General features: G+C 73.0%; 18 protein-coding genes. 4 read left to right on the plus strand and 14 right to left on the minus strand.

The window, feature by feature from the left end:
* Positions 1-131: 131 nt before the first annotated feature.
* Entirely contained in the window at positions 132-1,448 is a 1,317-nt protein-coding gene (locus ABZ915_RS04765) for a hypothetical protein (RefSeq protein WP_361795871.1), read from the plus strand.
* On the opposite strand, the gene ABZ915_RS04770 is transcribed toward ABZ915_RS04765, so the two are convergent.
* The 4 genes from ABZ915_RS04770 to ABZ915_RS04785 all read right to left on the minus strand — a co-directional run bounded on the left by ABZ915_RS04770 (position 1,351) and on the right by ABZ915_RS04785 (position 7,114).
* A complete protein-coding gene (locus ABZ915_RS04770; protein ID WP_361795874.1) occupies positions 1,351-3,045 on the minus strand; it encodes a glycosyltransferase family 2 protein in 1,695 nt (564 codons plus the stop codon). The genes ABZ915_RS04765 and ABZ915_RS04770 overlap by 98 nt on opposite strands.
* Positions 3,042-5,237, minus strand: a complete 2,196-nt coding sequence (locus ABZ915_RS04775; protein ID WP_361795877.1) for a CDP-glycerol glycerophosphotransferase family protein — start codon at positions 5,235-5,237, stop codon at positions 3,042-3,044. The genes ABZ915_RS04770 and ABZ915_RS04775 overlap by 4 nt, the downstream gene beginning before the upstream one ends.
* A gap of 124 nt (positions 5,238-5,361) precedes the next feature.
* Entirely contained in the window at positions 5,362-6,207 is an 846-nt protein-coding gene (locus tag ABZ915_RS04780) for an ABC transporter ATP-binding protein (RefSeq protein ID WP_361795880.1), read from the minus strand.
* A complete protein-coding gene (locus ABZ915_RS04785; RefSeq protein ID WP_361795883.1) occupies positions 6,200-7,114 on the minus strand; it encodes an ABC transporter permease in 915 nt (304 codons plus the stop codon). The genes ABZ915_RS04780 and ABZ915_RS04785 overlap by 8 nt, the downstream gene beginning before the upstream one ends.
* 193 nt (positions 7,115-7,307) lie before the next feature.
* Here ABZ915_RS04785 and ABZ915_RS04790 point away from each other — a divergent pair, with 193 nt between their 5' ends.
* On the plus strand, positions 7,308-7,934 hold the full coding sequence (locus tag ABZ915_RS04790) for a TetR/AcrR family transcriptional regulator (protein WP_361795885.1): 627 nt from the start codon (positions 7,308-7,310) through the stop codon (positions 7,932-7,934).
* A gap of 42 nt (positions 7,935-7,976) precedes the next feature.
* Here ABZ915_RS04790 and ABZ915_RS04795 read toward each other — a convergent pair whose 3' ends face one another.
* The 4 genes from ABZ915_RS04795 to ABZ915_RS04810 form a co-directional block, all read right to left on the minus strand.
* Complete coding sequence (locus tag ABZ915_RS04795) at positions 7,977-8,933, minus strand: ADP-ribosylglycohydrolase family protein (RefSeq protein ID WP_361795888.1); 957 nt, start codon at positions 8,931-8,933, stop codon at positions 7,977-7,979.
* 37 nt (positions 8,934-8,970) lie between these two features.
* Positions 8,971-9,963 carry a UDP-glucose 4-epimerase GalE gene (galE, locus tag ABZ915_RS04800; RefSeq protein WP_361795891.1) on the minus strand — a complete coding sequence of 331 codons (993 nt, stop codon included), beginning with the start codon at positions 9,961-9,963 and terminating at the stop codon, positions 8,971-8,973.
* 183 nt (positions 9,964-10,146) lie between these two features.
* Entirely contained in the window at positions 10,147-10,302 is a 156-nt protein-coding gene (locus ABZ915_RS04805; protein ID WP_361795894.1) for a hypothetical protein, read from the minus strand.
* A gap of 36 nt (positions 10,303-10,338) precedes the next feature.
* Entirely contained in the window at positions 10,339-11,592 is a 1,254-nt protein-coding gene (locus ABZ915_RS04810; protein WP_361795897.1) for a glycosyltransferase family 87 protein, read from the minus strand.
* Between the two features lie 171 nt (positions 11,593-11,763).
* On the opposite strand from ABZ915_RS04810, the gene ABZ915_RS04815 reads away from it, so the two are divergent.
* Complete coding sequence (locus tag ABZ915_RS04815) at positions 11,764-13,323, plus strand: glycosyltransferase family 39 protein (protein ID WP_361797674.1); 1,560 nt, start codon at positions 11,764-11,766, stop codon at positions 13,321-13,323.
* Here ABZ915_RS04815 and ABZ915_RS04820 read toward each other — a convergent pair.
* Positions 13,274-13,762 carry a MarR family transcriptional regulator gene (locus tag ABZ915_RS04820; RefSeq protein ID WP_361795900.1) on the minus strand — a complete coding sequence of 163 codons (489 nt, stop codon included), beginning with the start codon at positions 13,760-13,762 and terminating at the stop codon, positions 13,274-13,276. The genes ABZ915_RS04815 and ABZ915_RS04820 overlap by 50 nt on opposite strands.
* Before the next feature lie 123 nt (positions 13,763-13,885).
* Here ABZ915_RS04820 and ABZ915_RS04825 point away from each other — a divergent pair, with 123 nt between their 5' ends.
* Positions 13,886-14,299 carry an organic hydroperoxide resistance protein gene (locus ABZ915_RS04825; RefSeq protein ID WP_361795903.1) on the plus strand — a complete coding sequence of 138 codons (414 nt, stop codon included), beginning with the start codon at positions 13,886-13,888 and terminating at the stop codon, positions 14,297-14,299.
* A 6-nt stretch (positions 14,300-14,305) separates the two neighbouring features.
* Here ABZ915_RS04825 and ABZ915_RS04830 read toward each other — a convergent pair whose 3' ends face one another.
* The 5 genes from ABZ915_RS04830 to ABZ915_RS04850 all read right to left on the minus strand — a co-directional run bounded on the left by ABZ915_RS04830 (position 14,306) and on the right by ABZ915_RS04850 (position 23,503).
* Complete coding sequence (locus ABZ915_RS04830; RefSeq protein ID WP_361795906.1) at positions 14,306-15,580, minus strand: hypothetical protein; 1,275 nt, start codon at positions 15,578-15,580, stop codon at positions 14,306-14,308.
* On the minus strand, positions 15,577-17,793 hold the full coding sequence (locus ABZ915_RS04835) for a CDP-glycerol glycerophosphotransferase family protein (RefSeq protein WP_361795909.1): 2,217 nt from the start codon (positions 17,791-17,793) through the stop codon (positions 15,577-15,579). Before ABZ915_RS04835 ends, ABZ915_RS04830 begins: the two co-directional genes overlap by 4 nt.
* Positions 17,794-17,799: 6 nt before the next feature.
* The gene (locus ABZ915_RS04840) at positions 17,800-20,001 is read right to left on the minus strand and encodes a CDP-glycerol glycerophosphotransferase family protein (RefSeq protein WP_361795912.1); all 2,202 of its coding nucleotides are present in this window, start codon (positions 19,999-20,001) and stop codon (positions 17,800-17,802) included.
* 162 nt (positions 20,002-20,163) lie between these two features.
* The gene (locus tag ABZ915_RS04845) at positions 20,164-22,425 is read right to left on the minus strand and encodes a bifunctional glycosyltransferase family 2 protein/CDP-glycerol:glycerophosphate glycerophosphotransferase (protein ID WP_361795914.1); all 2,262 of its coding nucleotides are present in this window, start codon (positions 22,423-22,425) and stop codon (positions 20,164-20,166) included.
* Between the two features lie 169 nt (positions 22,426-22,594).
* Positions 22,595-23,503 carry a carbohydrate ABC transporter permease gene (locus tag ABZ915_RS04850; protein WP_361795917.1) on the minus strand — a complete coding sequence of 303 codons (909 nt, stop codon included), beginning with the start codon at positions 23,501-23,503 and terminating at the stop codon, positions 22,595-22,597.
* Between the last annotated feature and the right edge of the window lie 34 nt (positions 23,504-23,537).

Raw genomic sequence — 23,537 nt, forward strand, 5'->3', positions numbered from 1 at the left:
GGCGCTCGGCGTGCTGCCCGGCCGGGAACGGGCCGGCGCGGTCGCCCATCTGGACGAGTGCGCGGACCCGAGCCGGGTCCGGCTCGGGGCGCCCCCTGCTGATAGGGACATTTCGGACTAAGGTCTGCTGTGTGACAGCGCACCCCCGGGCGGTCCCGGCGCTCGTCGCGGCGGCCTTCGTGCTGCTGCACGTCTTCGGCTACCCGGCCACCCGCTTCTCCAACGACTCCTACCGCTACGCCCGCGAGGCGTACGAGTTCCTCGGCGACTCCCCGCACGCGGCCACGCGGAAGGCCGTCGCCGCCTACTGCGAGGACACGGCCAGGCTGGTCCACCGCAACCGCATGCTCGACCAGCTGAAGTTCCGCGGACCGGGCCGCGAGGCCCAGTACGCGGCCGCCTGCGAGAAGAAGTACGCGGGCGGACTCGCGCCCACCGACCCGCGCTACGAGCGGATCTTCCACACCCGGCCCGCCTACCCGCTGATCGCCGCCCCCTTCGTGGCGCTGCTCGGCGCCAAGCCCGGACTCACCCTGGTCGCGCTCGCGTTCACCACGCTCGCCGGATTCCTCGTGTACCTGCTGCTGCGCGCACTGCGGGCGCCGCCTCCCGCCGCCGTGCTCGGCCAGGTCCTGTACTACGTGAGCCCACTCGCCTCCTGGGGCGGCCGGCCGCTCACCGAGGGCCCGGCCCTCGCCCTGATGACCGCGCTGCTGCTCGCCTCGGTGTGGCTGCTGCAACGCCGCGTCCCGCCCGGAGCCGTGCTGTTCACCGGCGCCCTCGCACTCGGACTCGCCGTCAAGTACTCCAGCTTCCTGCTCGTGGCGCCCTTCCTGGCGGTCGCCGCCTGCGCCTCGCTGCTCTTCGTCCGCCGCACCCGCCACCGCGGCACCTACGGGCTGGCCGGGCTCTCGGCGGGCGGCACACTGGCCGCGCTCGCCCTGGGCGAGGTCCTGAACCTGCCCGGCATCACCGACTCGCTCCAGGACACCTTCACCCTGCACTGGACCCGGCCCGAGATCGCCGACCCGTGGCGGGCCCTCGCCCGCCTCGACTACGACTACTGGTGGCAGTGGCTCCAGAAGGAGGCCCTGGCGCCCCTGCTGCTGTTCCTGCTCGTGGTGGGGGCCCGGGGGGTGTGGCGGCGCTCGGTTCCGGTCGCCCTGTGCGTGATCGCCATGGGCCTCACCGGGTTCGCGACGACGCTGGCGCACCCGCTCGCGATCGAACTGGACCGGCTGTACGTCCCGGTGTGGCTGATCCCGGTGATCGGCGTGCCGCTGGCACTCGACCGGCTGTGGCGTCCGGCCCCGGAACGGGGGAGCGCGGCGCCGCACGGCCCGGCCGGGTCTACCTCAACCTCAGCACGCCGGCCACCAGCCGCGCCGCCCGTCGCACCGTCGGGCGGGCGATCCCGCGGGCGACCGGGCGGATCAGGTGAGCGGTGACGCCGGCCGGCCGCCAGCGCACCTGGAGGCGGCCCGGGGCGCGGCCCTCCGGCTCCACCGTCACACGGTGGTGGGCGGTACGGGTGGTCAGGGCGGGAAAGTCCGGGGGAGCCAGCAGGACGCCCGTGTGAGCGAGGCCCTGCTGTCCGATGCGGAGCACGGGGTGGCGGATGCCGTCGAAGCCGTGCAGGGGCAGCGGTGCGGCGGCGAGGTCGACGTGGACCCGTCCCTCGAAGACGCCGGGACGCACCGGGTCGAGGCGGAAGGGGAGGGTGAGCCGGCGCCGGCCGGGGCTGAGGAGGAGGGCGGCGCGCTGCGGGCCGACGGCCAGGCGCAGTCCCGGGTCGTAGGTGCGGACCGTCAGGTCGAGCGAGGCGCCGGGTCCGGGGGTGAGCTCCGTGATCTCGTGGCGGAACAGGGCGCTGGGGAAGGGGCGCGCGTCCAGGTCCAGATCGGTCACGTCCAGCTCCCGGCGGGCCCAGATCGTCCCCGGGACACGGTCGCCCCAGTACGTGGCCTCGCCCTCGGGACAGGGCGTCACCTGTCTCGGTGCGACCGCGTGGCCCAGGCCGCGTGCCGCTTCCCGGGCCTCGGCCAGGCGGGCGTCGCGGACGAGCTGGAGGACGACGCGTTCCGGGCGCGGGAGGCGGGCGTACGCGCCGGGCTCGAGCGAGTCGAGGTACGGGGTGACGATCCGGGCGAAGGACGCCAGCCACACCTCGTCCCGGTACGGCAGGTCCCCGGCGTACATCCGGAAGTCGTGCTTGAGGAACTTGTAGTCCTTGTCCTCCCGCAGCGACTCGTGCCCGCTCTCGGTGAGGAACTCGTCGATCAGCCGCTGGACGTGGACGCGGTCGCGGACGTTGGTGAGTTTGTGCCGCTGGTTCGAGATCGAGGCGGCGCCGGCGTCCGCGTACGGGTCTACGTACCAGTGGTAGACCGGCTGCGGGATGATCGTGAAGGACTTCGCCAGGCAGTACGCCTGCGCCGAGAACAGCTGGTCCTCGTAGTGGATGCCCTCGGGGAAGCGCAGTCCGTGGCGGTCCAGGAAGGAGCGGGCGTACATCTTGCTGGTCGCCAGGTGCTCGAACAGGAGGCGGGGGTCCGCCTCGATGCCCCGCACCGTGCGGCGCTCGGCCACCAGGTGCGGCATCCAGGTCGAGCGGTGCCCGTTGTCCACCCGTATGCGCCGCACCGCGCCCATCGCGAAGTCGATCCGGCGCTCGCGGTGCGCGGCCAGGAGCAGTTCGACGGCGTTCGCGGGCAGTTCGTCGTCGCTGTCCAGGAACATCAGGTACGGCGCGCGGGCGATCTCCAGGGCGCGGTTGCGCGGGGCGCTGCAACCACCGCTGTTATCCGGCAGCCGGAGGTAGTGGATACGGGGGTCCTCGGCCGCCAGCCGCCGTGCCACCGCCGGGGTGCCGTCCGTCGAGTGGTCGTCGCTGATGATGATCTCGATGCCGGGGTGGGTCTGCCGCCGCAGCGAGGCGACCGCCCGGGGCAGGCGCGCCGCGTCGTTGTGGACGATCACCGTCACCGTGGCGTCGGGACGGTCGGGGTACCGGGGGGCAACGGGGGTCGGGACAAGGGGGGTCATGAAGCCGCCTCCTCGGGGGTCGGCGCCGGTGTGCGCTCCTCGACGGGGATCACGGGCGGCAGCGATTCCTCGCTCTCGCCGAGGAAGACCCGCCGCACGACCCGCTCGGCGGCGCGCCCGTCGTCGTACTCGCAGAAGCGGCGCCGGAACGCGGCCCGTGCCTTCGCCGCGCCCTCGTCCCGCCAGGCGCCCGTGGTGAGGATCTCCGCCAGCTCCTCCTGGGTGCGGGCCACCTGGCCCGGCGGTTCGGCCATCAGGTCGAAGTAGACACCGCGGGTCGTCGCGTACGTCTCCCAGTCGTCGGCGTAGATCACCATCGGGCGGTCGAGGCAGGCGTAGTCGAACATGATGGACGAGTAGTCCGTGACCAGCGCGTCCGCCGCCAGGCACAGGTCCTCGACCCGGTCGTACCCCGAGACGTCGACGACCCGCCCGGCGCGGCGCAGGCCGGCCGGCGGAGAGGCCGGGCCGCCGTAGAAGTAGTGGCCGCGCACCAGCAGGACGGTGTCCTCGCCGAGGCGGTCGGCCAGGGTCGCCAGGTCCAGGCGGGGGGTCCAGCCGGCCTCGTAGTCGCGGTGGGTGGGGGCGTACAGGACGGCCCGCCGGCCCGGCGCGATGCCCAGGCGGTCGCGGACGGCCCGTACGCCCTCGGCGTCGCAGGTGTGGAAGACGTCGTTGCGCGGATAGCCGTGGTCGAGGGACGTGTACCGGGAGGGGTAGGCGCGCTCCCACATGCGGGTGGAGTGGCTGTTGGCGGAGATGCTGTAGTCCCACTTGTCGACGCGGGCCAGCAGGGCGGCGAAGTCCATGCCCTGGGCGGCGGCCGGATGCTCCATCTGGTCCAGGCCCATGCGCTTGAGCGGGGTGCCGTGGTGGGTCTGGAGGTGGATCGCGTCGGGCCGTTTGACCACCGCGCCGGGGAAGTTGACGTTGTTGGTGAGGTACTTGGCCGTGGCCAGCACCTCCCAGTAGCGGCGGGTGCCGGGGACGACGTGGTCGGTGCCGGGGGGCAGGAGCGGCACGTTCTCCTTGGCCACCACCCACACCGGGCGGATGTGCGGGGCGAGCTCGGCGAGCTTCGCGGCGATCGCGGCCGGGTTGCAGGCCACCCCGCGGTCCCAGTAGGCGGCGAACACCGCCAGGCCGGGGTCGACCGGGCGGCCGAGGGCCCGGCGGTACTGGTGGTCGCGGAGCTGGACACCCAGTTGCCGCCTGCGGGTCCGCAGCGTCGCCTTCGCCGTGCGGCGGGTGCGGTTGGCGGCCTGGAAGGCGCGGTAGCGGGTGTAGGCGCCCTCCTCGAGCAGGGCGCGGCGGACGCCCTCCGGACCGGGCGGGCGCCGGTGGTCCGGCGCGCGCCAGCGGACCGCCGCCAGGGAGGCCCGGCGGAAGAACTCCCGGGCGACCGGCTCGGGCAGGGCCTCGCGGGCGAAGGTGCGCAGCAGCTCGCGGACCATGAGGTCGTAGAGGACCGCGCGGGTGTCGGGGCGGTCCTTGGCCAGGGACAGCAGCGTCTCGTAGCGGTCGACGAGGGTGTAGCGGTCCTCGGGGGTGACGGGGGGCAGGCTCTCGGCGCGCAGCCGGCGGTCGTCGTACGCCACCTGGTTCAGGCAGGCGATCCGTCCGGCGTGCAGCAGCGTCGCGTACGCCGCGCAGGGCTCGTCGTCGGTGCCGAGCCGCTCCTGGTGGGCCCGCCAGAAGCCGGCGCGCAGGGCGCGGTTGCCGAGCAGCGGGGCCAGGCGCAGCAGGTGGGGGGCCTCGTCCAGGGGGAGCTCGGCGCGGCCCGCCCGGGCCAGGAGGAGGCCGCCGCCGGAGGGCCTGCCGGAGGTCTGCCAGGTGCTGGTGGCGTGGTCGAAGAGGAGGACGTCGACCTCGTCGGGCAGTTCGGCGGCGCGCTCGGCGATCATGCGGGGGGCGCCGGCGGGCAGGACGTCCTTGGCGTGGACGAAGTGCAGCCAGCGTCCGGACGCCCGCGCGGCGCCCGCCGCCCGGGCCGCCGCGTCGCCCGTCCCGGCCGGCAGGGGCAGCACCACCGTCTCCGGGGAGTGCCCCTCGGCGGTCTCCCGGGCCCAGTCGCCGACCGCGGCCACGATCACCTCGGCGTCCGGGAGCGGGTGGGCGTCCAGGGAGTCGAGGAGTGCCGTCAGGTGTCCCTGGGTGTTCGGCCCGTAGACGATGACGCTGAGCTCGGGCATCGCGGGGGACTCCTTCGCCTCGACGTCACCGGGGTCGCACCTTTCAGCTCATAGTCACATCAATGGGATGAAAGGTGCGGACCTGGTTGCGCCGACCGGGGGGCTCAGGAGGGGCCGGGGGAGCTCAGGAGGGGACGGAGACCTTCGGCTCCGGGTTCTTCTTCGGCGTGGCCTTGGGCTTCTTGTCGCCGGTGAAGGCCTCGTACTCCTCGAGGACCTCCTCCGTCGGCCCGTCCATGCGCAGCTCGCCGCGCTCCAGCCACAGCACCCGGTCGCAGGTGTCGCGGATCGACTTGTTGTTGTGGCTGACCAGGAAGACGGTGCCCGCGTGCTTGCGCAGCTCGCGGATGCGTTCCTCCGAGCGCTTCTGGAAGGAGCGGTCGCCGGTGGCCAGCGCCTCGTCGATCATGAGGACGTCGTGGTCCTTGGCGGCGGCGATGGAGAAGCGCAGCCGGGCGGCCATGCCGGAGGAGTAGGTGCGCATCGGGAGGGTGATGAAGTCGCCCTTCTCGTTGATGCCGGAGAAGTCGACGATCTCCTGGTAGCGCTCCTTGACCTGCTCGCGGGACATGCCCATGGCGAGGCCGCCGAGGTAGACGTTGCGCTCGCCGGTCAGGTCGCTCATCAGGGCGGCGTTGACGCCGAGCAGGGAGGGCTGGCCGTCGGTGTAGATGTGGCCGTTCTCCACCGGGAGCAGGCCGGCCACGGCCTTCAGCAGCGTCGACTTGCCGGAGCCGTTGGTGCCGATGAGCCCGATCGCCTCGCCCCGGTACGCGACGAACGAGACGTTCTTGACCGCGTGCACCGTGCGCACGCCCGCCGCCTTCTCGGCCTGCTTGCGGCGCAGCATGCGGTTGAGGGCGGCGGTGGCGGTGCCGCGTCCGGCGCCGGTGCCGTTGACCCGGTAGACGATGTCGACCCCGTCGGCGATGACGGTGGGGATGGGGGTGTCGTTCACGTTGTCAGCCACGGCCGTACGTCTCCTCAGCCTTCCAGAAGTAGATGAAGCCGCCGACCCCGGCGAGCAGGGCCCAGCCCGTGGCCGCCACCCACACGTGCGGGGGCAGCTGGTGGGCGTGGAAGCTGTCGATCAGCGCGAAGCGCATCAGGTCGATGTAGACCGCGGCGGGGTTGGTCTCCAGCAGGACCGTCACGATGTGCGGGAGGTGGTCCTTGTTGGTGAGCTTGTCGATGCTCCACATGACGCCGGAGACGTACATCCAGGTGCGCAGCACGAACGGCATCAGCTGTGCGATGTCCGGGGTCTTCGCGCCCATCCGGGCCATGATCATCGACATGCCCGCGTTGAACGTGAACTGAAGCACCAGCGCCGGGATCGCCAGCACCCAGGAGACGGAGACCGGGACGCCGAAGCACAGCAGGATGACGACCAGCGCGGCCATCGAGAACAGCAGCTGCTGGAGCTGCTGGAGGCAGAAGGAGATCGGCAGCGCGGCCCGCGGGAAGTGCAGTGCCCGGACGAGGCCGAGGTTGCCCGAGATGGCCCGGGTGCCCGCCATGATCGAGCTCTGTGTGAACGTCCAGATGAACACGCCCGTGACCAGGAACGGGATGTAGTCCGGGACGCCGTGCTTGGTGCCCAGGAGCACACCGAAGATGAAGTAGTAGACCGCCGCGTTGAGCAGCGGGGTCATGACCTGCCAGACCTGGCCGAGCTTCGCCTGGCTGTACTGGGCGGTGAGCTTGGCGGTGGCGAAGGCGCCGATGAAGTGGCGCCGGGCCCAGAGCTGGCGGACGTACTCGGGCAGGGAGGGGCGGGCGCCGCTGACCGTGAGTCCGTGCCGGGCGGCCAGGGCCGAGAGGTCGTCGTCGGCCGGGACCGGGGTCGCGGGCGGTGTGTGGAGAACCTGGCTCACATCCGCTGCTTTCGTTCGGGGGGTGGGGGTGCGTGCGTCCGGGCTGCCGCCGGGTCCGCGTCGCCTGGCGTTTCCTTACGCGTCTCTTCACGTTTTCTTACGTCGGGACGGGACCGTATCGTCGCAACGTGAGAGTAGAGCCAATCGACGTCGGAACGCAACCGTTTCGTCGCAACGCCCTATGCTGGACGGTATGACGACGAACGCCGACGAGCCCCAGACGCGTCCGCGCCGACGGACCCCCGCCGGGGCCGCCGTACTCCGGGAGGACGTGACCGAGGCGATCCGGGCGGCCGTCTTCGAGGAACTGGCGGTCAGCGGCTACGCCCGCATGTCCATCGAGGGCATCGCGCGCCGCGCCGGCGTCGGCAAGACCGCCGTCTACCGCCGCTGGCGCTCCAAGCTGCACCTCGTCCTCGACGTCGTCTCGGCGCTCGCCGTGATGGGCCTGCCCGTGCCGGACACCGGCTCCCTGGAGGGCGACCTGCGACTGCTGTACGAGCTGACCTCGCGCGCGCTGCGCCACCCCGTCGCCTCGCAGATCATCCCCGACCTCCAGGCCGAGGCGGCCCGCAACCCCGACATCGCCGAGGCCATGCAGAAGGCCCTGCGCGACGGCCAGGAGGGCGTCGCCAGCAAGATCATCGCAGCGGCCGAACAACGCGGCGAAGTCCGCGCGGGCATCAACGACGAACTGGCCCTCGACCTGATCTCCGGCCCCCTGTACTGGCGCTCCGTGGTCATCCGCAGCCCGAAACTCCCCAAGGGCTATCTCCCCGCCCTGGCCAAGGCGACGGCCGCGGCGCTGAAGGCGCTCTGAGGCACCTGCTCGCCCGCGGCCCGGTCCACGCGGCCCGGTCGGTCAGCCCGCCAGGCTCCGGGCCAGTCCCGCCAGGTCCGCCGCGCGCAGCACCCGCCCGTCGAACCCGGGCAGCGGCACGTGCAGTGCCTCGGTCCAGCGCGTCGGTACCGCGTGGATGCCGTGGACGGCTCCGGCCAGGCCACCGGTGACGGCCGCCACGGTGTCCGTGTCGCCGCCCAGGTCGACGGCCGCGCGCACGGCGTCCTCGTACGAGGACGTGGTCCGCAGCGCCCATACGGCGGAGCCCAGGCAGGGCCAGACGGCACCGTTGAACTCGGTGGCGAGATCCGGGTGCCACTCGGGCGACAGGACCACCGCGTACCGTTCCCGGTGACCGGGATGAACGGACCGCAGTGCCTCCGGTACGGCGGCGAGCGGATCGTCTCCGTCCAGGGCGACCCGCACCAGGTCGTGGAAGACGGCCGTGCCCTCCCAGGCCGCCCGGTCCCCGTGGGTGAGCGCGGCAAGACGGCGTGCGGCGTCCATCGTCGCCTCCCGCCCCAGGGCGGCGAAGCGCACGGCGGAAGGCGCCGCCCGCATCAACGCCCCGTTCCCGGCCGCACGCCCGCCGCTCTGGAAGTGCAGCGCCGCCGCCAGATCCCACGGATCGCCGCTGCCGAGCACCGCCTCCGTCTGGAGGCCGATGTCCTTCGGGTCGGCGGCGGCCCACCGCTGGAACCGCCGGAACACGTCCGGCAGGTCCATTCCGCCGCGCTCCAGCAGCGACTCGGCGACCAGCACGGCCATCTGGGTGTCGTCGGTCGCCTCGCCGGGGTCCCAGCCGCCGCCCCCGCACATCTCACCGCCCTGCCCGGCCCGCGGGAAGCGGGCGGAGAAGGCACCCTCGGGGCCGAACTCGAAGGGGGCGCCCAGGGCATCGCCGACGGCGGAGCCGACGACGGCGCCGACCGCGCGTTCGATGTGTTCGACTCGCTCGTCACGGAGGGGTTCGGTCACCGGGGCAGCGTAAGGGCGGCGGTCGGTCGGTGGGGCGTCAGGTGTGGGCTGCCTCCGGGTGCAGGCGTAGCCAGCCTTCCCAGGCTGAGGTGATCATGTCTTCGATGTCGTACTTGGCCTGCCAGCCGAGTTCGACGGCGATGCGGTCGGCGGAGGCGACGACGCGGGCGGGGTCGCCGGGGCGGCGGGGGGCGACCGTCGGGGGGCGGTTGTAGCCGGTGATCGCGTTGATGCGGTCGATCATCTCCCGGACCGACACTCCCTCTCCGCGGCCGATGTTGAAGGTCAGGTTGATGCCGGGGGAGGACTGGAGGGCGCGGGCGGTGGCCACATGGGCCTCGGCCAGGTCCACCACATGGATGTAGTCGCGGACGCAGGTGCCGTCCGGGGTGGGGTAGTCGTCGCCGAAGATGCGTGGCGAGGCGTTCTCCGAGAGCTTCTCGAAGACCATGGGGATGAGGTTGTGGACGCCCGCGTCCGCGAGCTCCGGGCCGGCCGCGCCCGCCACGTTGAAGTAGCGCAGCGACGCCGTGGACAGCCCCGTGGCCCGGCCCGTCGCCCGCACCAGCCACTCGCCGGCGAGCTTGGTCTCGCCGTACGGGGACATCGGCGCGCACGGCGTCTCCTCGGTCACCAGCTCCCCGTGGCGCGCGGCGTCCGGCATGCCGTACACGGCCGCCGAGGACGAGAAGACGAAGGACGCGACACCGGCCGCCGTCGCCGCCTCCAGCAGGACCCGCAGGCCCTCCACGTTCTCCCGGTAGTAGTGCAGCGGGCGGTCCACCGACTCGCCCACCTGCTTCTTGGCCGCGAGGTGGACGACACCGGTGACGGAGTGCTCGGCCAGGGCGCGCGCCAGCCGGGCGCCGTCCAGCGTGGAGCCCGCCACCAGCGGGACCCCTTCGGGGACGCGGCCGGCGCTGCCGCTGGACAGGTCGTCGTACACCACGGCCTGTTCGCCCGCCTCCGTCATCGCCCGCACGACGTGCGCCCCGATGTAACCGGCGCCGCCGGTGATCAACCAGGTCATCTGAGGCCGTCCCCTCGTTCCGTGGCCCGTGCCGGTGCGTCGGTCGCCGGCCCGGCGCCACTTCTCAGTGAAGCAGGCGACGCAGCCGCCCGCGGCAAAGCTTGGCGGCTCCCCGGATCCCCGGGACCCCGGGCAGTCCCGGCGCGCGGGCGCGGCAGACCGGCGCCCGTGAGGCGTGCGCCGTCACATCGCGGTGGGCGCCGCCGTCCAGGAGGCGCCGTCCGCGGCCGGCGCGAGTGCGGAACGCACCGCGTCCGTCACGCGGTCGGCGTCGTTGTACCCGATGAGGACCACGCCGGGCTGCGGGGGCTGCGGGAGGTCCGGGGGCATGGCGGCCATGTAGGGGGAATCGCAGGAATGATGGGTGTTCGCCCGTTAACGGGGGCTCAGTGCTCGATGCGGAAGACGGCCGGAGGAGGAGCGGGGTTCAGTCATGGGCCGGGTCTTCGTGAGCAGGGGCCGGGTGGAGCGCCACAGCCGGGTGAGGGAGAGTACGGCGGCCGTCGTGAGGAGCCCGTTGCGCAGCAGCATCAGCAGGCAGCCCGTCCAGGTGCACCCCATGACATCGCGGTAGAGCGTGGGATAGGCGACGGCGCTGACCGCGCTCGCCGCCACGACCAGCGCGGCCACCGGGCGCTGGACGGTGTGCCGGGAGGTCAGGCAGACGGCGGCAAGGCCGATCAGCCAGATCATGTACTGCGGGCTGATGACCCGGCTGGTGACGGTGAACAGCAGCACGGCGCAGAGCGCGGCGTCGTAGGGCGTCGCCTCGGTCCACCGCCGGGCCCGTACCCGCCACAGCACCAGCAGTGTGAACGCGACCGCCGTGAGCGCGAGGGAGGCGGTGGCGACCGCGGAGACGTGCGGGCCGACGAGCTCGACCGCGCCGTACCGGTAGCGGGCCCGGCCGGGCCAGCCCGCGTGGGTGGCGAGGCTGAGCGCGGTCCCGCCGAGGGACTCGATCTGGATGCCCCGGTTCCCCTGCTGGCGCGCAAAGGCCAGGGGATTGCTGAACAGTCCGGCGAAGATCCCGAAGACGAGCGTCCCCGCGGCCGCCGCCCACGTCCACACCGACCGCGTCGCACGCCCCTTGGGCACCCCGAGCAGTACCAGCGCCGGCCATACCTTCACCAGCCCGCCGAGGGCCGCGAACACCCCGCCCACGCGCGGGGAGCGCGACATCGTCAACAGGGAGATGACGGCGAACGCCGTGACCTGCACGTCGTACCGCGCGAGCGGCACGTGCAGCAGCAGCGGCAGGGCGCAGACCCACAGCGCCGCCCCGCCCAGGCTGCGGCCGGGCCGGGTGCCCGCGCGGGCCAGCATCAGTGCGATCAGCGCGTCGGCGGCGAGCGTGAGGACCACGAACGCCTGGAAATAGGTCAGTCCGGGCAGCAACCCCGGCGCCAGCAGCACCGCGCCCGCGCCGGGCGGGTACTGCCACAGCTTGTCGTGCGCCGGAAAGGCGCCCCGGGACAGGGTCTCGTACCAGTTGAAGTACAGCCGCCACACCTCGCGCGCCACCGAGCCCCGCCCCAGCAGGCGAGCGGAGTCGTGGGCGAGCAGCCACAGCATCGCGGCGCGGGTGGTCAGCCAGACGACGGCGAGGGAGAACAGGCGGCGGTTCATCCCTGGCAGCGTAAGCCGCCAGGATGGAGTATTCCTGCTGATACGCCGTCAATACTCACCAAACATTGGCTAATCGCAAAAGATCGGGCCGTGGTGAACTTTCGTCCCCTGGTCAACCCGAAGTCGACTCGTGTCCGCCGCGGGGCGGCGGTGGCCGTTCCCGCGGCCGTGATGCTCGCGCTCGGGCTGTGGGGGCTGGACCGCGGCGGCATGTGGCGCGACGAGGCGGTCACCTTCCAGGTGGCGCGGCGCACGGTGCCGCAGATCTGGCGCCTGCTGCACGGGGTCGACGCGGTGCACGGCCTGTACTACCTGCTCATGCACGCCGTCCTCGCCCTCCACCCCGGCGAGGTCCTGCTCCGGCTGCCGTCGGTGTGCGCGGCGGCGCTGGCCACGGGCCTGGTCGCCGCGCTCGGCACCCGGCTGGCCCGGCCCCGCGTCGGACTGTGGGCCGGACTGCTGTACGCGGTCACGCCGATGGTCGGGCACTACGCGCAGGAGGGCCGCTCCTACGCCCTGGTCGCGGCCGGCGCGGCGGGAGCCACCCTGCTCCTGGTACGGGCGGTGCCGGCCGGCGGCCGGACCTGGTGGGCGTACGGCGCGGTCCTCGGCGTCACCTGCTGGCTGCACGAACTCGCCGTCCTGCTGCTGCTCGCCCACGCCGGGACGCTCGCCCTGGCCAGGGTGCCGGCCGGGGTGTGGCGGGGGTGGGGCCGCGCGGCCGGAGCCGTGACGCTGGCGCTGCTGCCGATGGTGGTGGTCTCGCACGCCCAGTCCGCGCAGCTCGCCTGGGTGCGGGAGCCGACGATGGAGACCGCGGGCGCGTTGCTGCGGGAGTTCGCGGGACCGACCTCCGGCGTGTACTGGGCCTGCCTGGCCCTCGCGGCCCTCGGGCTGACGGGGCTCGTGGGCGGCCGTGGGGAGGTGACGTGCGCGGGGGTGGCGCTGCCGCTGGCGGTGGTGCCGCCGACGGTCCTCATGCTGGCCTCGCGCCTGACCCCGCTGTACGTCGACCGGTACGTGCTCTACGCGCTCGCGGGGGCGCCGCTGCTGGTGGCGGCCGGGGCGGACCGGGTGGCCGAGCTGCTGGGACGCACCGGTCGTACAAGTCGTACAACTGGTCCGCTCGGTCCGCTCGGTCCGCTCGGTCCGCTCGGTCCGCTGGGACGCGTCCGCCCCGGGAACCCGCGTGTCCGCTCCCCCCTCCTCACCCTCGCCGGCGTCCTCGCCGTCGCCCTCGCCTTCGTCCACCAGCTCCCGGTCCTCCGCCAGGACCGCTCCCCGGACCACCGCCCCGACAACCTCGCCGCCATGTCCACCGACGCCGCCCGCGAACTGCGCCCCGGCGACCCCGTGCTCTTCCTGCCGTCGCACGCGCGGAGCACCGCGCTGGCCTACCCGGCGGGCTTCCGCGGCATCCGGGACGTGGCGCTCGCGGCGGGCGCGCCCGCGTCCGGCACGCTGTACGGGCGTGAGGTGGACCCGGACCTGCTGTGCCGCAGGCTGGCCGGGCTCGACCGGGTCTGGGTCGTCGCCGAGCGGCGCTTCGCCCGCTCGCCCTGGTACCCCGGCGACCCCACCGACCGGGCGAAACTGGACGTCGTGCGGGACCGGTTCGCGCTGCGGGAGGAACGGGCGCGCGACGGTGTGGTGCTGCGGCTCTACGTCCGCAGGACCCTGGCTACGGGCAGCCTGACCCGTCCAGTGCGGCTGCGTCCAGGGCGGTGGTGAGCCGGTCGAGGCGGGTGCGCAGCTCGCTGATCTCCGCCAGGTCGAAACCGGTCGCCTCGGCGATGCGGCGCGGCACCTGAAAGGCCCGCTCGCGCAGCGCCGCACCCTCCCCGGTCAGCCGCACCTCCACCGAGCGTTCGTCGCGGGCGCTGCGCTCGCGGCGGACCAGGCCGGCTGTCTCCAGCCGCTTGACCAGCGGGGAGAGCGTGCCGGAGTCCAGGCGCAGGTGTTCGCCCAGTTTCTTGACCGGCAGGTCGCCGTGCTCCCACAGCACCAGCATCACCAGGTACTGCGGGTAGGTGACGCCGAGGTCCTTGAGGACCACGCGGTAGACGCCGTTGAAGGCGCGGGACGCGGCATGCAGGGAGAAGCAGATCTGGCGGTCCAGGTGGAGCCAGTCGGCCTCGGGAGCGGGGACGGAGGACGGGGTGGCGGTCATGGCTCCAGGATAGCTCTTGCGAGTCATTTAGTTGTGCGCAATTGAGTTGTGTGCTCTACTTGTGGTCGTGAGGCGGCCCACCGAGGCGCCGCCGGAACGTGACTTCGAGAGGGATGGTCATCCATGGACGCGCTCTACACCGCTGTCGCCACCGCCACCCACGGCCGCGATGGCCGCGCCGTGTCCTCCGACGGCAAGATCGACCTCAAGCTGGCCCCGCCGGTGGAGCTGGGCGGCAACGGCGAGGGCACCAACCCCGAGCAGCTCTTCGCCGCCGGTTACGCCGCCTGCTTCGGCAGCGCCCTCGGTCTGGTCGGCCGCCAGGCGAAGGTGGACGTCAGCGACGCCGCGGTGACCGCAGAGGTCGGCCTCGGCAAGCAGGGCGAGGGCTTCGGCCTGAAGGTGACGCTGCGCGTGGAGCTGCCCGAGACCGTGGACGAGGCGACCGGCCGCAAGCTGGTGGAGACCGCCCACCAGGTCTGCCCCTACTCCAACGCCACCCGCGGCAACATCGAGGTCGACCTCGTCATCGAGTAACCACGCTCACCTCATCGAGTGAACCTCTCGTCCGGCCTGCCCCTGTGCCGGCACCGGCAGCGCACGCCGGACGAGAGGTTCCAGCAGCAGCGGCACCCCGACCACCGGCAGCAGCCAGGCCAGCACGATCAGCCGGTCGCCCCAGATGTTGATGTCGGGGTGCGCGGCCTGGGTGAGGAGCCCGGTGCCCGCGACCGCCAGCAGGAAGCAGCCGAACGCGCGCCGCCGCACCGCACCCCGCGCCCCGGCGACCAGCGCCGCCAGGAACAGCGGCTCCCACAGCTGCCGCCGGATCCACTCCAGCCAGAAGCCGGCCTCCAGATGCCCCAGGTCCCGCCACGGGCCGACCCGGTCCGGGCGGGTGAAGTGACCGGTGAGCAGGTCCTGGAGGCTCTCCGCCTCGGACGGGTAGTGCAGCAGCCAGGCCAGCAGCACCGTGCCCAGAGCGGCGCAGCAGCCCACGACCGCGATCGCCGTCACCCCGCGCCCCGGAGCCCGCCCGCGCCGCCGGCGCCGCACCGCGACGGCCGCGCCCGCGACGGCCAGGCTCGCCCCGAGGAACAACGCCTGCGAGTGCTTCACCGGGAACAGCGCGAGCAGGGCACCGGTGGCCAGCGCCACCCCGGCCCGAGCCCGGCCGGTCAGGGCCAGCGCGCAGCCCCACAGTGCGACCAGGGTCAGCGCCAGCAGCAGGCCCTCGGTCATCGGGCGCATGGCGGTCGGACCGCACGGCAGTACGTAGAACAGCACCTGGCCGGTCAGCGCGAGCGACACGGGGACGGACAGGGTGCGCAGGATCAGGTGGACCAGCACCCCGCCCGTGACCGTCACGACGACACTCGCCGCCCACACCCCCCAGGTCACCCCGAACACCGTGACGAACGGCACCAGGAACACCGGATAGCCGGGCCGTGCCTCGAAGAACCGGCGCAGCCGCGGGCCCACGAACGGCGCGACGTGCCCGTCCGTCTGCCCGGCCCGCAGCCGCCGGTCCACCAGCCGCCACTCCTCGGCCCGGCACTGGGCGTACACCCGCCCGGTGGGGTCCGGCCGGTGGTAGCGCACCACGTCCACGCTCTGGCCCCGGGCCGCCAGGGACGCCCGGCCCTCGCACACCCAGTCGATGGTGCCGGCCGCAGCCGCACGCTTGTCGTCGCCGCGCAGGCTCAGTGCGTACGAGACGTAGCTCTTGGAGTCGGGGGTGTCCCGGCCGGTGACGTCGGCGAGCTGGAGCAGCGCGAACACGGCGCCCAGGACCAGGACCCAGGTGCGCGGCCTCACGTCGACGCGAGCAGGTCGTGACCGGCGGCCGGACCGGGCACCAGGGCGCCCTCCGGCTCCGGCATCGGCTCGCCCAGCATCAGCGTCCGTACCACCCGCTCGGCGGCCCGGCCGTCGTCGAACTCGCAGAACCGGGTACGGAAGTCCGCCCGCAGCCGCGCCGACTCCTCGTCGTGCCACGACCCCGAGGCGAACAGCCACGCCAGCTCCCGGTAGGAGCGCGACACATGGCCCGGCGCCTCCGCCGTGACATCGAGGTAGGCGCCCCGGCTCGCCACGTACGCAGGCCAGTCGTCGGCGTGCACGACGATCGGCCGGTCGAGGTTGGCGTAGTCGAACATCAGGGCCGAGTAGTCGGTGACCAGCGCGTCGGAGGCGAGCATGACCTCCTCCACGTGCGGTTCGTCCGTCGCGTCCACCAGCACGCCCCGCCGGTGCAGTTCGGCGAGGCCCAGCCCGCGCGCGGGACCCGCGGCGACGGTGGGGTGCAGCCGGACGACGAGGGTGTGGCCCTCGCCGAGGTCGGCGGCGAACCGGGCCAGGTCCACCCGGTCGACGTGGCCGCCCCGGCGGTAGTCGCGGCGGGTCGGCGCGTACAGCACGACCGTGTGCTCCTCAGGGATGCCGTGCCGGACCCGGAACCCGGCCCCGTCGCCGAACGTTCCCCTGACGAGGGCGTCGTTGCGCGGGCTGCCGGTGCGGACCGAGGTGAAGTGGCAGGGGTAGGCCCGCTCCCACACCAGCTCGGAGTGGCGGTTGGCGACCAGGCTGTAGTCCCAGCGGTCGGCCCGGCGCAGCATCTGCGGCACGTCGAACCCGTACCGGGCACCGGGCTTGCCCAGCAGATCGGCGCCCATGTACTTGAGGGGGGTGCCCTGATGGGTGTGGATGTACACGCTGCCGGCCCGCTTGACCAGGGTGCCGGGCCAGTTGACGTTGTTGACGAAGAACTTCGCCCGCGCGGTGACGTCCAGGTAGCGCGGCGAGTCGACGAGCACGTACTCGACGTCCGGGGGCAGCTGCCGCGCCTCCTCCGCGTCCCCGGCCACCCACACCCCCCGGATGTGCGGCGCGAACTCGCGCGCCGCGCGGTACACGGCCGCCGGGTCGCCGAGCACCCCCTTGTGGGAGAACGCCGAGTACACGGCGAGGTTCGCGTCCAGCGGGCGGCGGGCATGCAGCCCGGCCAGCCCCCGCCTGGCCCGCCCGGCCACCGCCTTGCGGGCCTCCAGACCACGCCGCCCGAGCTCCCGGCCGGCCCGCCCGGCCTGCCGCTTGACCTGGTACATCGGGTAGCTGCCGGTGAGCAGGCGGACCTCCCCGTCGACCGGGGCGCCCTCGGGCCGGTGCCCGGCGAACATCCGGGCCGTGCGCCGGAAGAACTCCGCCCTGTCGGAGGGCGGCAGCCGGTCCGGCTTGGCCAGGATGTCCAGGCAGTGCTCGCCCATCTTGCGGTGCAGATAGGGCCGCCAGGCCGCGAGCTGGGGGCGGGAGCCGACGAACGCGAAGACCCGCTCGTACTGGTCGTGGATGTCGAAGTGCTTGCGGCTGGTGGTGGACAGGATGTTGCCCTGGCGGCGCTGGCGGTAGTTCAGGCAGATCCGGTCGAGGGCCGCGATCCGCCCGGCGCTGAGCATGACCGGGAAGGTCCAGGGGGTGTCCTCGTAGTAGCCGGGCGGGAACTCGAAGCCGTTCTCCTCGACGAAGTCCCGCCGGTAGACCTTGTTCCACACCACCATCAGCAGGTCGAGGATCTGCGGGTACTCGGCCGCCGTGAAGGTGGCGGGGCCGGCCTCCGTGAGCAGGTGGGCGAGGACGTTGCGGCGCGTCCCGCCCCACCAGTAGGTGCGCGCGTAGTCGAAGACCAGCACGTCCGGGTCGCCGGACTCCGCCAGACGGTCGGCGATCGCGCCCAGCGCGCCGGGGGTGAGGGTGTCGTCGCTGTCGAGGAAGAAGAGGAAGTCGCCGGTCGCGCGGGGCAGTCCGGCGTTGCGGGCGCGGCCGAGGCCGACGTTCTCCGGCAGGTGCAGCACCTTCACGCGCGGGTCCCGGGCCGCGTACTCGTCGAGGATGGCGCCGCAGCCGTCCGGCGAGCAGTCGTCCACGGCGATCAGCTCAAGGTCCCGGAAGGACTGCTCCAGAACCGAGTCGAGGCACTCGCGCAGGAATCCCTGCACCTTGAAACACGGGACGATGACGCTGAATCGGGGCACGGCGGGTCAGCTCCTCACGAGGGTCGCGGCGGCGGGGGCGGGGATGCGCTCCGCGAGCGGGATCACCGGTGGGATCGCCTCCGGCGGTTCGCCGAGCAGTACCCGCCGTACGACGCGCTCGGCGGCCCGGCCGTCGTCGAACTCGCAGAACCGCCGCCGGAACGCGGCCCGCAGCTCCCTGGACCCGGGCCCCGCGTAGGAGCCGTCACGGAAGACCCGGGCGAGTTCCTCGGGCGTGCGGGCGACCGGGCCGGGCGGCGCGGCCATCAGGTCGAAGTAGACGCCCCGGGTCTCCTGGTAGACCTCCCAGTCGTCGGCGTACACCACGATCGGCCGGTCCAGGTTGGCGTAGTCGAACATGATCGACGAGTAGTCGGTGACCAGCGCGTCGGCGGCCAGGCACACGTCCTCCGAGGAACGGTGCGCGGTGACGTCGATGATCCGGCCGCTGCTCCCGCCCAGTCCCCGGTCGTAGAAGTAGTGGGCGCGCAGCAGCACGACCACGTCCTCACCCGCCGCCTCGCAGAAGGCCTCCAGGTCGAGGCCGGTCTCGAAGCCGGTGTGGTGGTCGCGGTGGGTGGGGGCGTACAGGACGGCGGTCGCGTCCTGGGGGACGCCCAGCTCGCGCCGGATCCGGGTGACGTCCTCGCCGGTGGCCGTGCAGAAGACGTCGTTGCGCGGATAGCCGTACTCCAGCGCCTCGTACGAACCGGGGAAGGCACGCTCCCACATCTGCGTGGAGTGGCGGTTGGAGGAGAGGTTGAAGTCCCAGCGGTCCACCCGGCCGAGCAGCTTGGCGAAGCTGCCGGTCTGCGCGGCCACCACCGGGTACGTCGACTGGTCCACGCCCATCCTCTTCAACGGGGTCCCGTGCTGGGTCTGCACGTGCACGCTGCCCGGCCGTTTGACGACGCCCTCGGCGAAGTTGGCGTTGTTGACCAGGTACTTGGCGCGGGCCAGCACCTCCCAGTAGCGGCGGCTGCCGATCACCGCGTAGTCGACGCCCCCGGGCATGGCGTGCTCCTGGCCGGGCTCGACCAGGAACACCGAGCGGATGTGCGGGGCGAGTTCCCGGGCCTTGGCGTGGATCGCGGCCGGATTGCAGGCGTAGCCGCGGCCCCAGTAGGCGCAGTACACGGCGAGGTGCGGGTCCAACGGGCGGCGCAGGTCACGCGCGTACCGCAGGCGCGTGCGCAGCGCGCGCGGGCGCGGTACGCCCTCGACGGCCCTCACCGCCCCCTGGTTGGCGCCCCGCAGCGCGCGGAACGCCGTGTACGCCCCCACAGCCAGCAGCCGGTGCTGCACGCCCAGGCTGCCGCCCGGCACCCGGAAGCCGGCCGGACGGTGCCGCCGGTACAGGCGGCACGCCCGGCGGAAGAACACCCGGCGCCCGGAGGACAGCCGCTCGGGCCGGGAGGCCGTCTTCAGCACGACCGCGAAGAGCTGCTCGAACAGCGCCCGCGTCCGCTCGGCGGTCAGCCCCCGCTCGGCCGCCCCGGTCAGCACCCGCTCGACCTGGTCGAGGAGGTCGTGCTGGTGCGGCCCCGGCAGGTTGAGCCGGCTGCCCTGCCGCCGCAGCCGGTGCCGCAGCACGACCTGGCGCAGCACCGCGATCCGCTCGGCGGCGAGCGTGGTCAGACCGCCCCAGCCGAGGTCCGTGAAGTGGCCCTCGGGAAAGGCCAGCTCCCGCCCGGTGACGAAGGAGCGGCGGTAGGCGGCGCTCCACGGCGGCAGTTGCACGCCGGTGACCTGCGGTGCCCGCTCCGGGGCGAAGGCCCCCTCCGGCGCCCTCGCCAGCAGCGGCTGCGCCGGGTTGCTCGGCTCGCCGTCCCACCAGGGGGTCCGCAGGTGCTCGAAGTACAGCACGTCGACGTCCCCCGTCCGAGCCAGCCGCGCGTCGAGCGCGGCCAGCGCCCCGGGTACGAGGAGGTCGTCACCGTCGAGGAACAGCAGATACGCGCCGGTCGCCGCCCGCGCCCCGGTGTTGCGCGCCTCGCCGCGCCCGGCCGAGGGCGACGAGTGGACCGGGGTCACCCGGGAGTCCCGCTCGGCGTATCCGGCGGCGACCTCGGCGGCCGGGGTGTCGGGCCCGTCGCAGACCGGGATCAGCTCCAGGTCGCCGAAGGACTGGGCGAGGACCGAGTCCAGTGCCTGGGACAACCGGCCGGCGACCCCGTGGGACGGGACGATGATGCTGAAGCGGGGCATTCTGCTCTCTCTGTGGTCTGTCCTGGCGCCAGTCCTGCCGTCCTGGGCTCAGGCCGTACGGGCGCGGCCGGGCCGCCCGGTCGGCCGCCAGGTGGACGGCCGGGACGGAGTGGGCCGCGAGGTGTTGTGGGGCATGGGAACTCCCGGAAGGACAAACGGCGTTCAGCGGCTCTCGGTGACGGGGCGAGGGCCGGAAGGTTGCGGCACGGTGGCGAGCGGGGAGCGCGTGAGCACCGACACCGCCGACGGCACCGGGTTCCGCTGCTCCAGCGGCACGACCTTCGGCAGCCCCGCCGGCTCGCCCAGCACCACGTGCCGTACGACCCGCTCGGCGGCCCGTCCGTCGTCGTGCGGGCAGAAACGCTCCCGGAACGCGGCGCGCAGCTGGGTGGAGCGGGAGCCCCGCCAGTGGCCGGTGGTGAAGATGTCGATCAGCTCGTCCTCGGTGCGCGCGACCGCGCCCGGCGGGAAGGCGCGCAGGTCGAAGTAGGTTCCGCGAGCCGCGTCGTACGCCTCCCAGTCACCGGTGTGCACGACGATCGGCCGGTCGAGGTTGGCGTAGTCGAACATGATCGACGAGTAGTCGGTGAGCAGCGCGTCCGAGGCGACGCAGAGCTGCTCGACGCTCGGATGGCCGCTGACGTCGATGACCCGGCCGCCCTCGCCCGGGGGCCCGCCGTGCCGGCCGTGGCCGCGGGCCAGGATCACATGGCGCGGGCCCAGCCGGCGCAGGATCCGCTCCAGGTCGAGGACGGGGCGCTGGGTGCGTCGGTAGTCGCGGTGGGCGGGGGCGTACAGGATCGCGACCGCGCCCTGCGGGATGCCGAGCGACTCGCGCAGCCGCGTCACGTCGGCGGAGGTGGCCCGCTGGAAGACGTCGCTGCGGGGACAGCCGTACTCCAGCGTGGTGTAGCGGCCGGGGTGGACGCGTTCCCAGGTCAGGGTGGAGTGGCGGTTGGCGGACAGGACGTAGTCCCACTTGTCGACGCCTTCGAGGAACTCCTCGAAGTCCGTGTCCCGGGCGGCCGCCGGGCGCTCCTGGAGGTCGAGGCCCATGTGCCCCAGCGGGGTGCCCTGCCGGGTCTGCACGAAGACCTGGCCGCGGCGCTTGACCAGGCGGCGGTCGAAGTTGGCGTTGTTGACCAGGTACTTGGAGCGGGCCAGCGCCGTCCAGTAGGCGGCGGTGCCGGGGCGCAGCCGGCGCGTGCCCGGCGGGACGGTGTGCTGGTGCTCGGAGCGGGCGACCCAGGCGGTGCGGACGTGCGGGGCGTGCGTGCGGAACGCCGCCTCCAGGGCGCCCGGGTTGCAGCCGTGCCCGCGGTCCCCGTGCGCCGCGAACACCGCGCGGTCGGCGCGCAGCGGAAGGCGCAACTGGATCCGGTAGTGCAGCCGCAGCACGGCGGCCCGGACGGCACGGGCGGACTTGGCGGCCGCCTTGCGCGTGCGGCGGACCGCCGAAGCGGTCGACTGGAGGGCGCCGTAGGTGCGGTGCAGGCCCAGGCGGACCAGGGTGTGGCGGAGGCGGACACGCAGGGGGGCGGGGGCGCCGGGGGCGTGGTAGCGGCGCAGGTGGGCGCGGGCCGTGCGCAGGAACTCGGCGCGGGTGCCGCGCGGCAGCCGGTCGCGGCGGGTGTACACCGTCACGAGGTGGTCGGCCATGCGGCGGAACAGCTCCGGCCGCCACCGGGCGAGCTCCGGCCGCTCCTCGACGTGGGCGAACACCCGGTCGTACTGCTCGAACACGTCGAAGTGTCTGCGGCTGGTGGTGCGCAGGATGTTGCCCTGGCGGCGCTGCCGGTAGTGCACGCACACCCGGTCGAGCGTGGCGATCGACCCGGCCGTCATCAGCACCGGGAAGGTCCAGGGGGTGTCCTCGTAGTAGCCCGGGGGGAAGCGGAAGCCCTCGCGTTCGACGAACTCCCGCCGGCAGGCCTTGTTCCAGGCCACCATCAGCACCTTGAGCAGTTCCGGGCGGTCCTCCAGCCGGAAGGGGGCCGGGCCCTGCTCGGTCAGCAGGCCCGCGACCTTGTTGCGGACCGCCTCGCCCGTCCAGTAGGTGCGGGCGTAGTCGTAGACCAGGACGTCCGGCTCCCCGGTCGCCTTGATCCGGTCGGCGAGCGCGCGCAGCGCGTCCGGGGTGAGGGTGTCGTCGCCGTCCAGGAACACCACGTAGTCGCCCCTGGCCTGCTCCAGGCCCGCGTTGCGGGCGCGGCCCAGGCCCTGGTTCTCGGGCAGGTGCACCGCCCGCACGCGCGCGTCCCGGGCCGCGTACTCGTCGATGACCGCGCCGCAGGCGTCCGGCGAGCGATCGTCCACGGCGATCAGTTCGAGATCGGGATACGACTGCGAGAGCACCGAGTCCAGGCACTCGGGCAGGTACGCCTGGACCTCGTACGCGGGGACAATGACACTGAACCTGGGCAAGGGGCATCCATGGGTCGGTCGGCGCGGGCGTTCTGCCCGGGAACGGCCAATGGAGTGACTTGGTTACGGTTTGTACGGCATGTGGGGGACATCCCGGTGAACGTGGAGGGGCGGGCCGGTGTCCCGGCCCGCCCCTCCGGACAGCGCTGTCAGGTGCCTGCGTGACCGCCTACTTGACCGCGCCCGCCATCACGCCCGTCACGAACTGCCGCTGGAACGCGAAGAACACGGCCAGCGGGATCACCATGGAGATGAACGCGCCGGGTGCCAGGACGTCGATGTTGTTGCCGAACTGGCGTACCTGCGTCTGGAGCGCGACCGTGATCGGCTGGCTGCCCGACTTGGTGAACACCAGCGCGACCAGCATGTCGTTCCACACCCACAGGAACTGGAAGATGCCCAGGCTCGCGATGGCCGGCCCGCCCAGCGGCATCACCACCCGTGCGAACAGGCGGAGTTCACCGGCGCCGTCCAGCCGGGCCGCCTCCAGCAGCTCGCGGGGGATCTCCGCGAAGAAGTTCCGCAGCAGGAACACCGCGAAGGGCAGACCGAAGCCCACGTGGAACAGGACCACGCCGAAGATCGTCCCGAACAGGCCGATCTTGCCGAACAGTTCGGCGATCGGGATCAGCGCGACCTGCACCGGTACGACCAACAGGCCGACCACGCCCAGGAACCACCAGTCGCGGCCCGGGAACTCCATCCACGCGAAGGCGTAACCCGCGAGGGAGCCGATGACCACGACCAGGACGGTCGCCGGGACCGTGATCAGGACGGTGTTCCACAGCGAGCTGGTGATGTCGCCGTTCTCCAGCAGCTTCTGGTAGCTGTCGAAGGTGAGTTGGGACGGCTTGCTGAAGACGTGCCACCAGCCGGTCGCACTCATGTCCTCCGGCGCGCGCAGCGAGGAGATGAGCAGCCCGATGGTGGGCACCAGCCAGAACACTCCGACGACGACGAGGAAGGCGCGGACCAGTCCTCCGCCGAGCTTCTCCACGAGCTTGGAGCCCAGCGACTCCTTCGCCTTCACGGTCTCCACAGGCGTCACCTCGCCGATGCTCCCGGCGTGGGTGGTCATCGCCGCACCTCCCGCCTCAGCCGGCGAATATTGC

Source organism: Streptomyces sp. NPDC046915, from assembly GCF_040644935.1.
Lineage (GTDB): Bacteria > Actinomycetota > Actinomycetes > Streptomycetales > Streptomycetaceae > Streptomyces.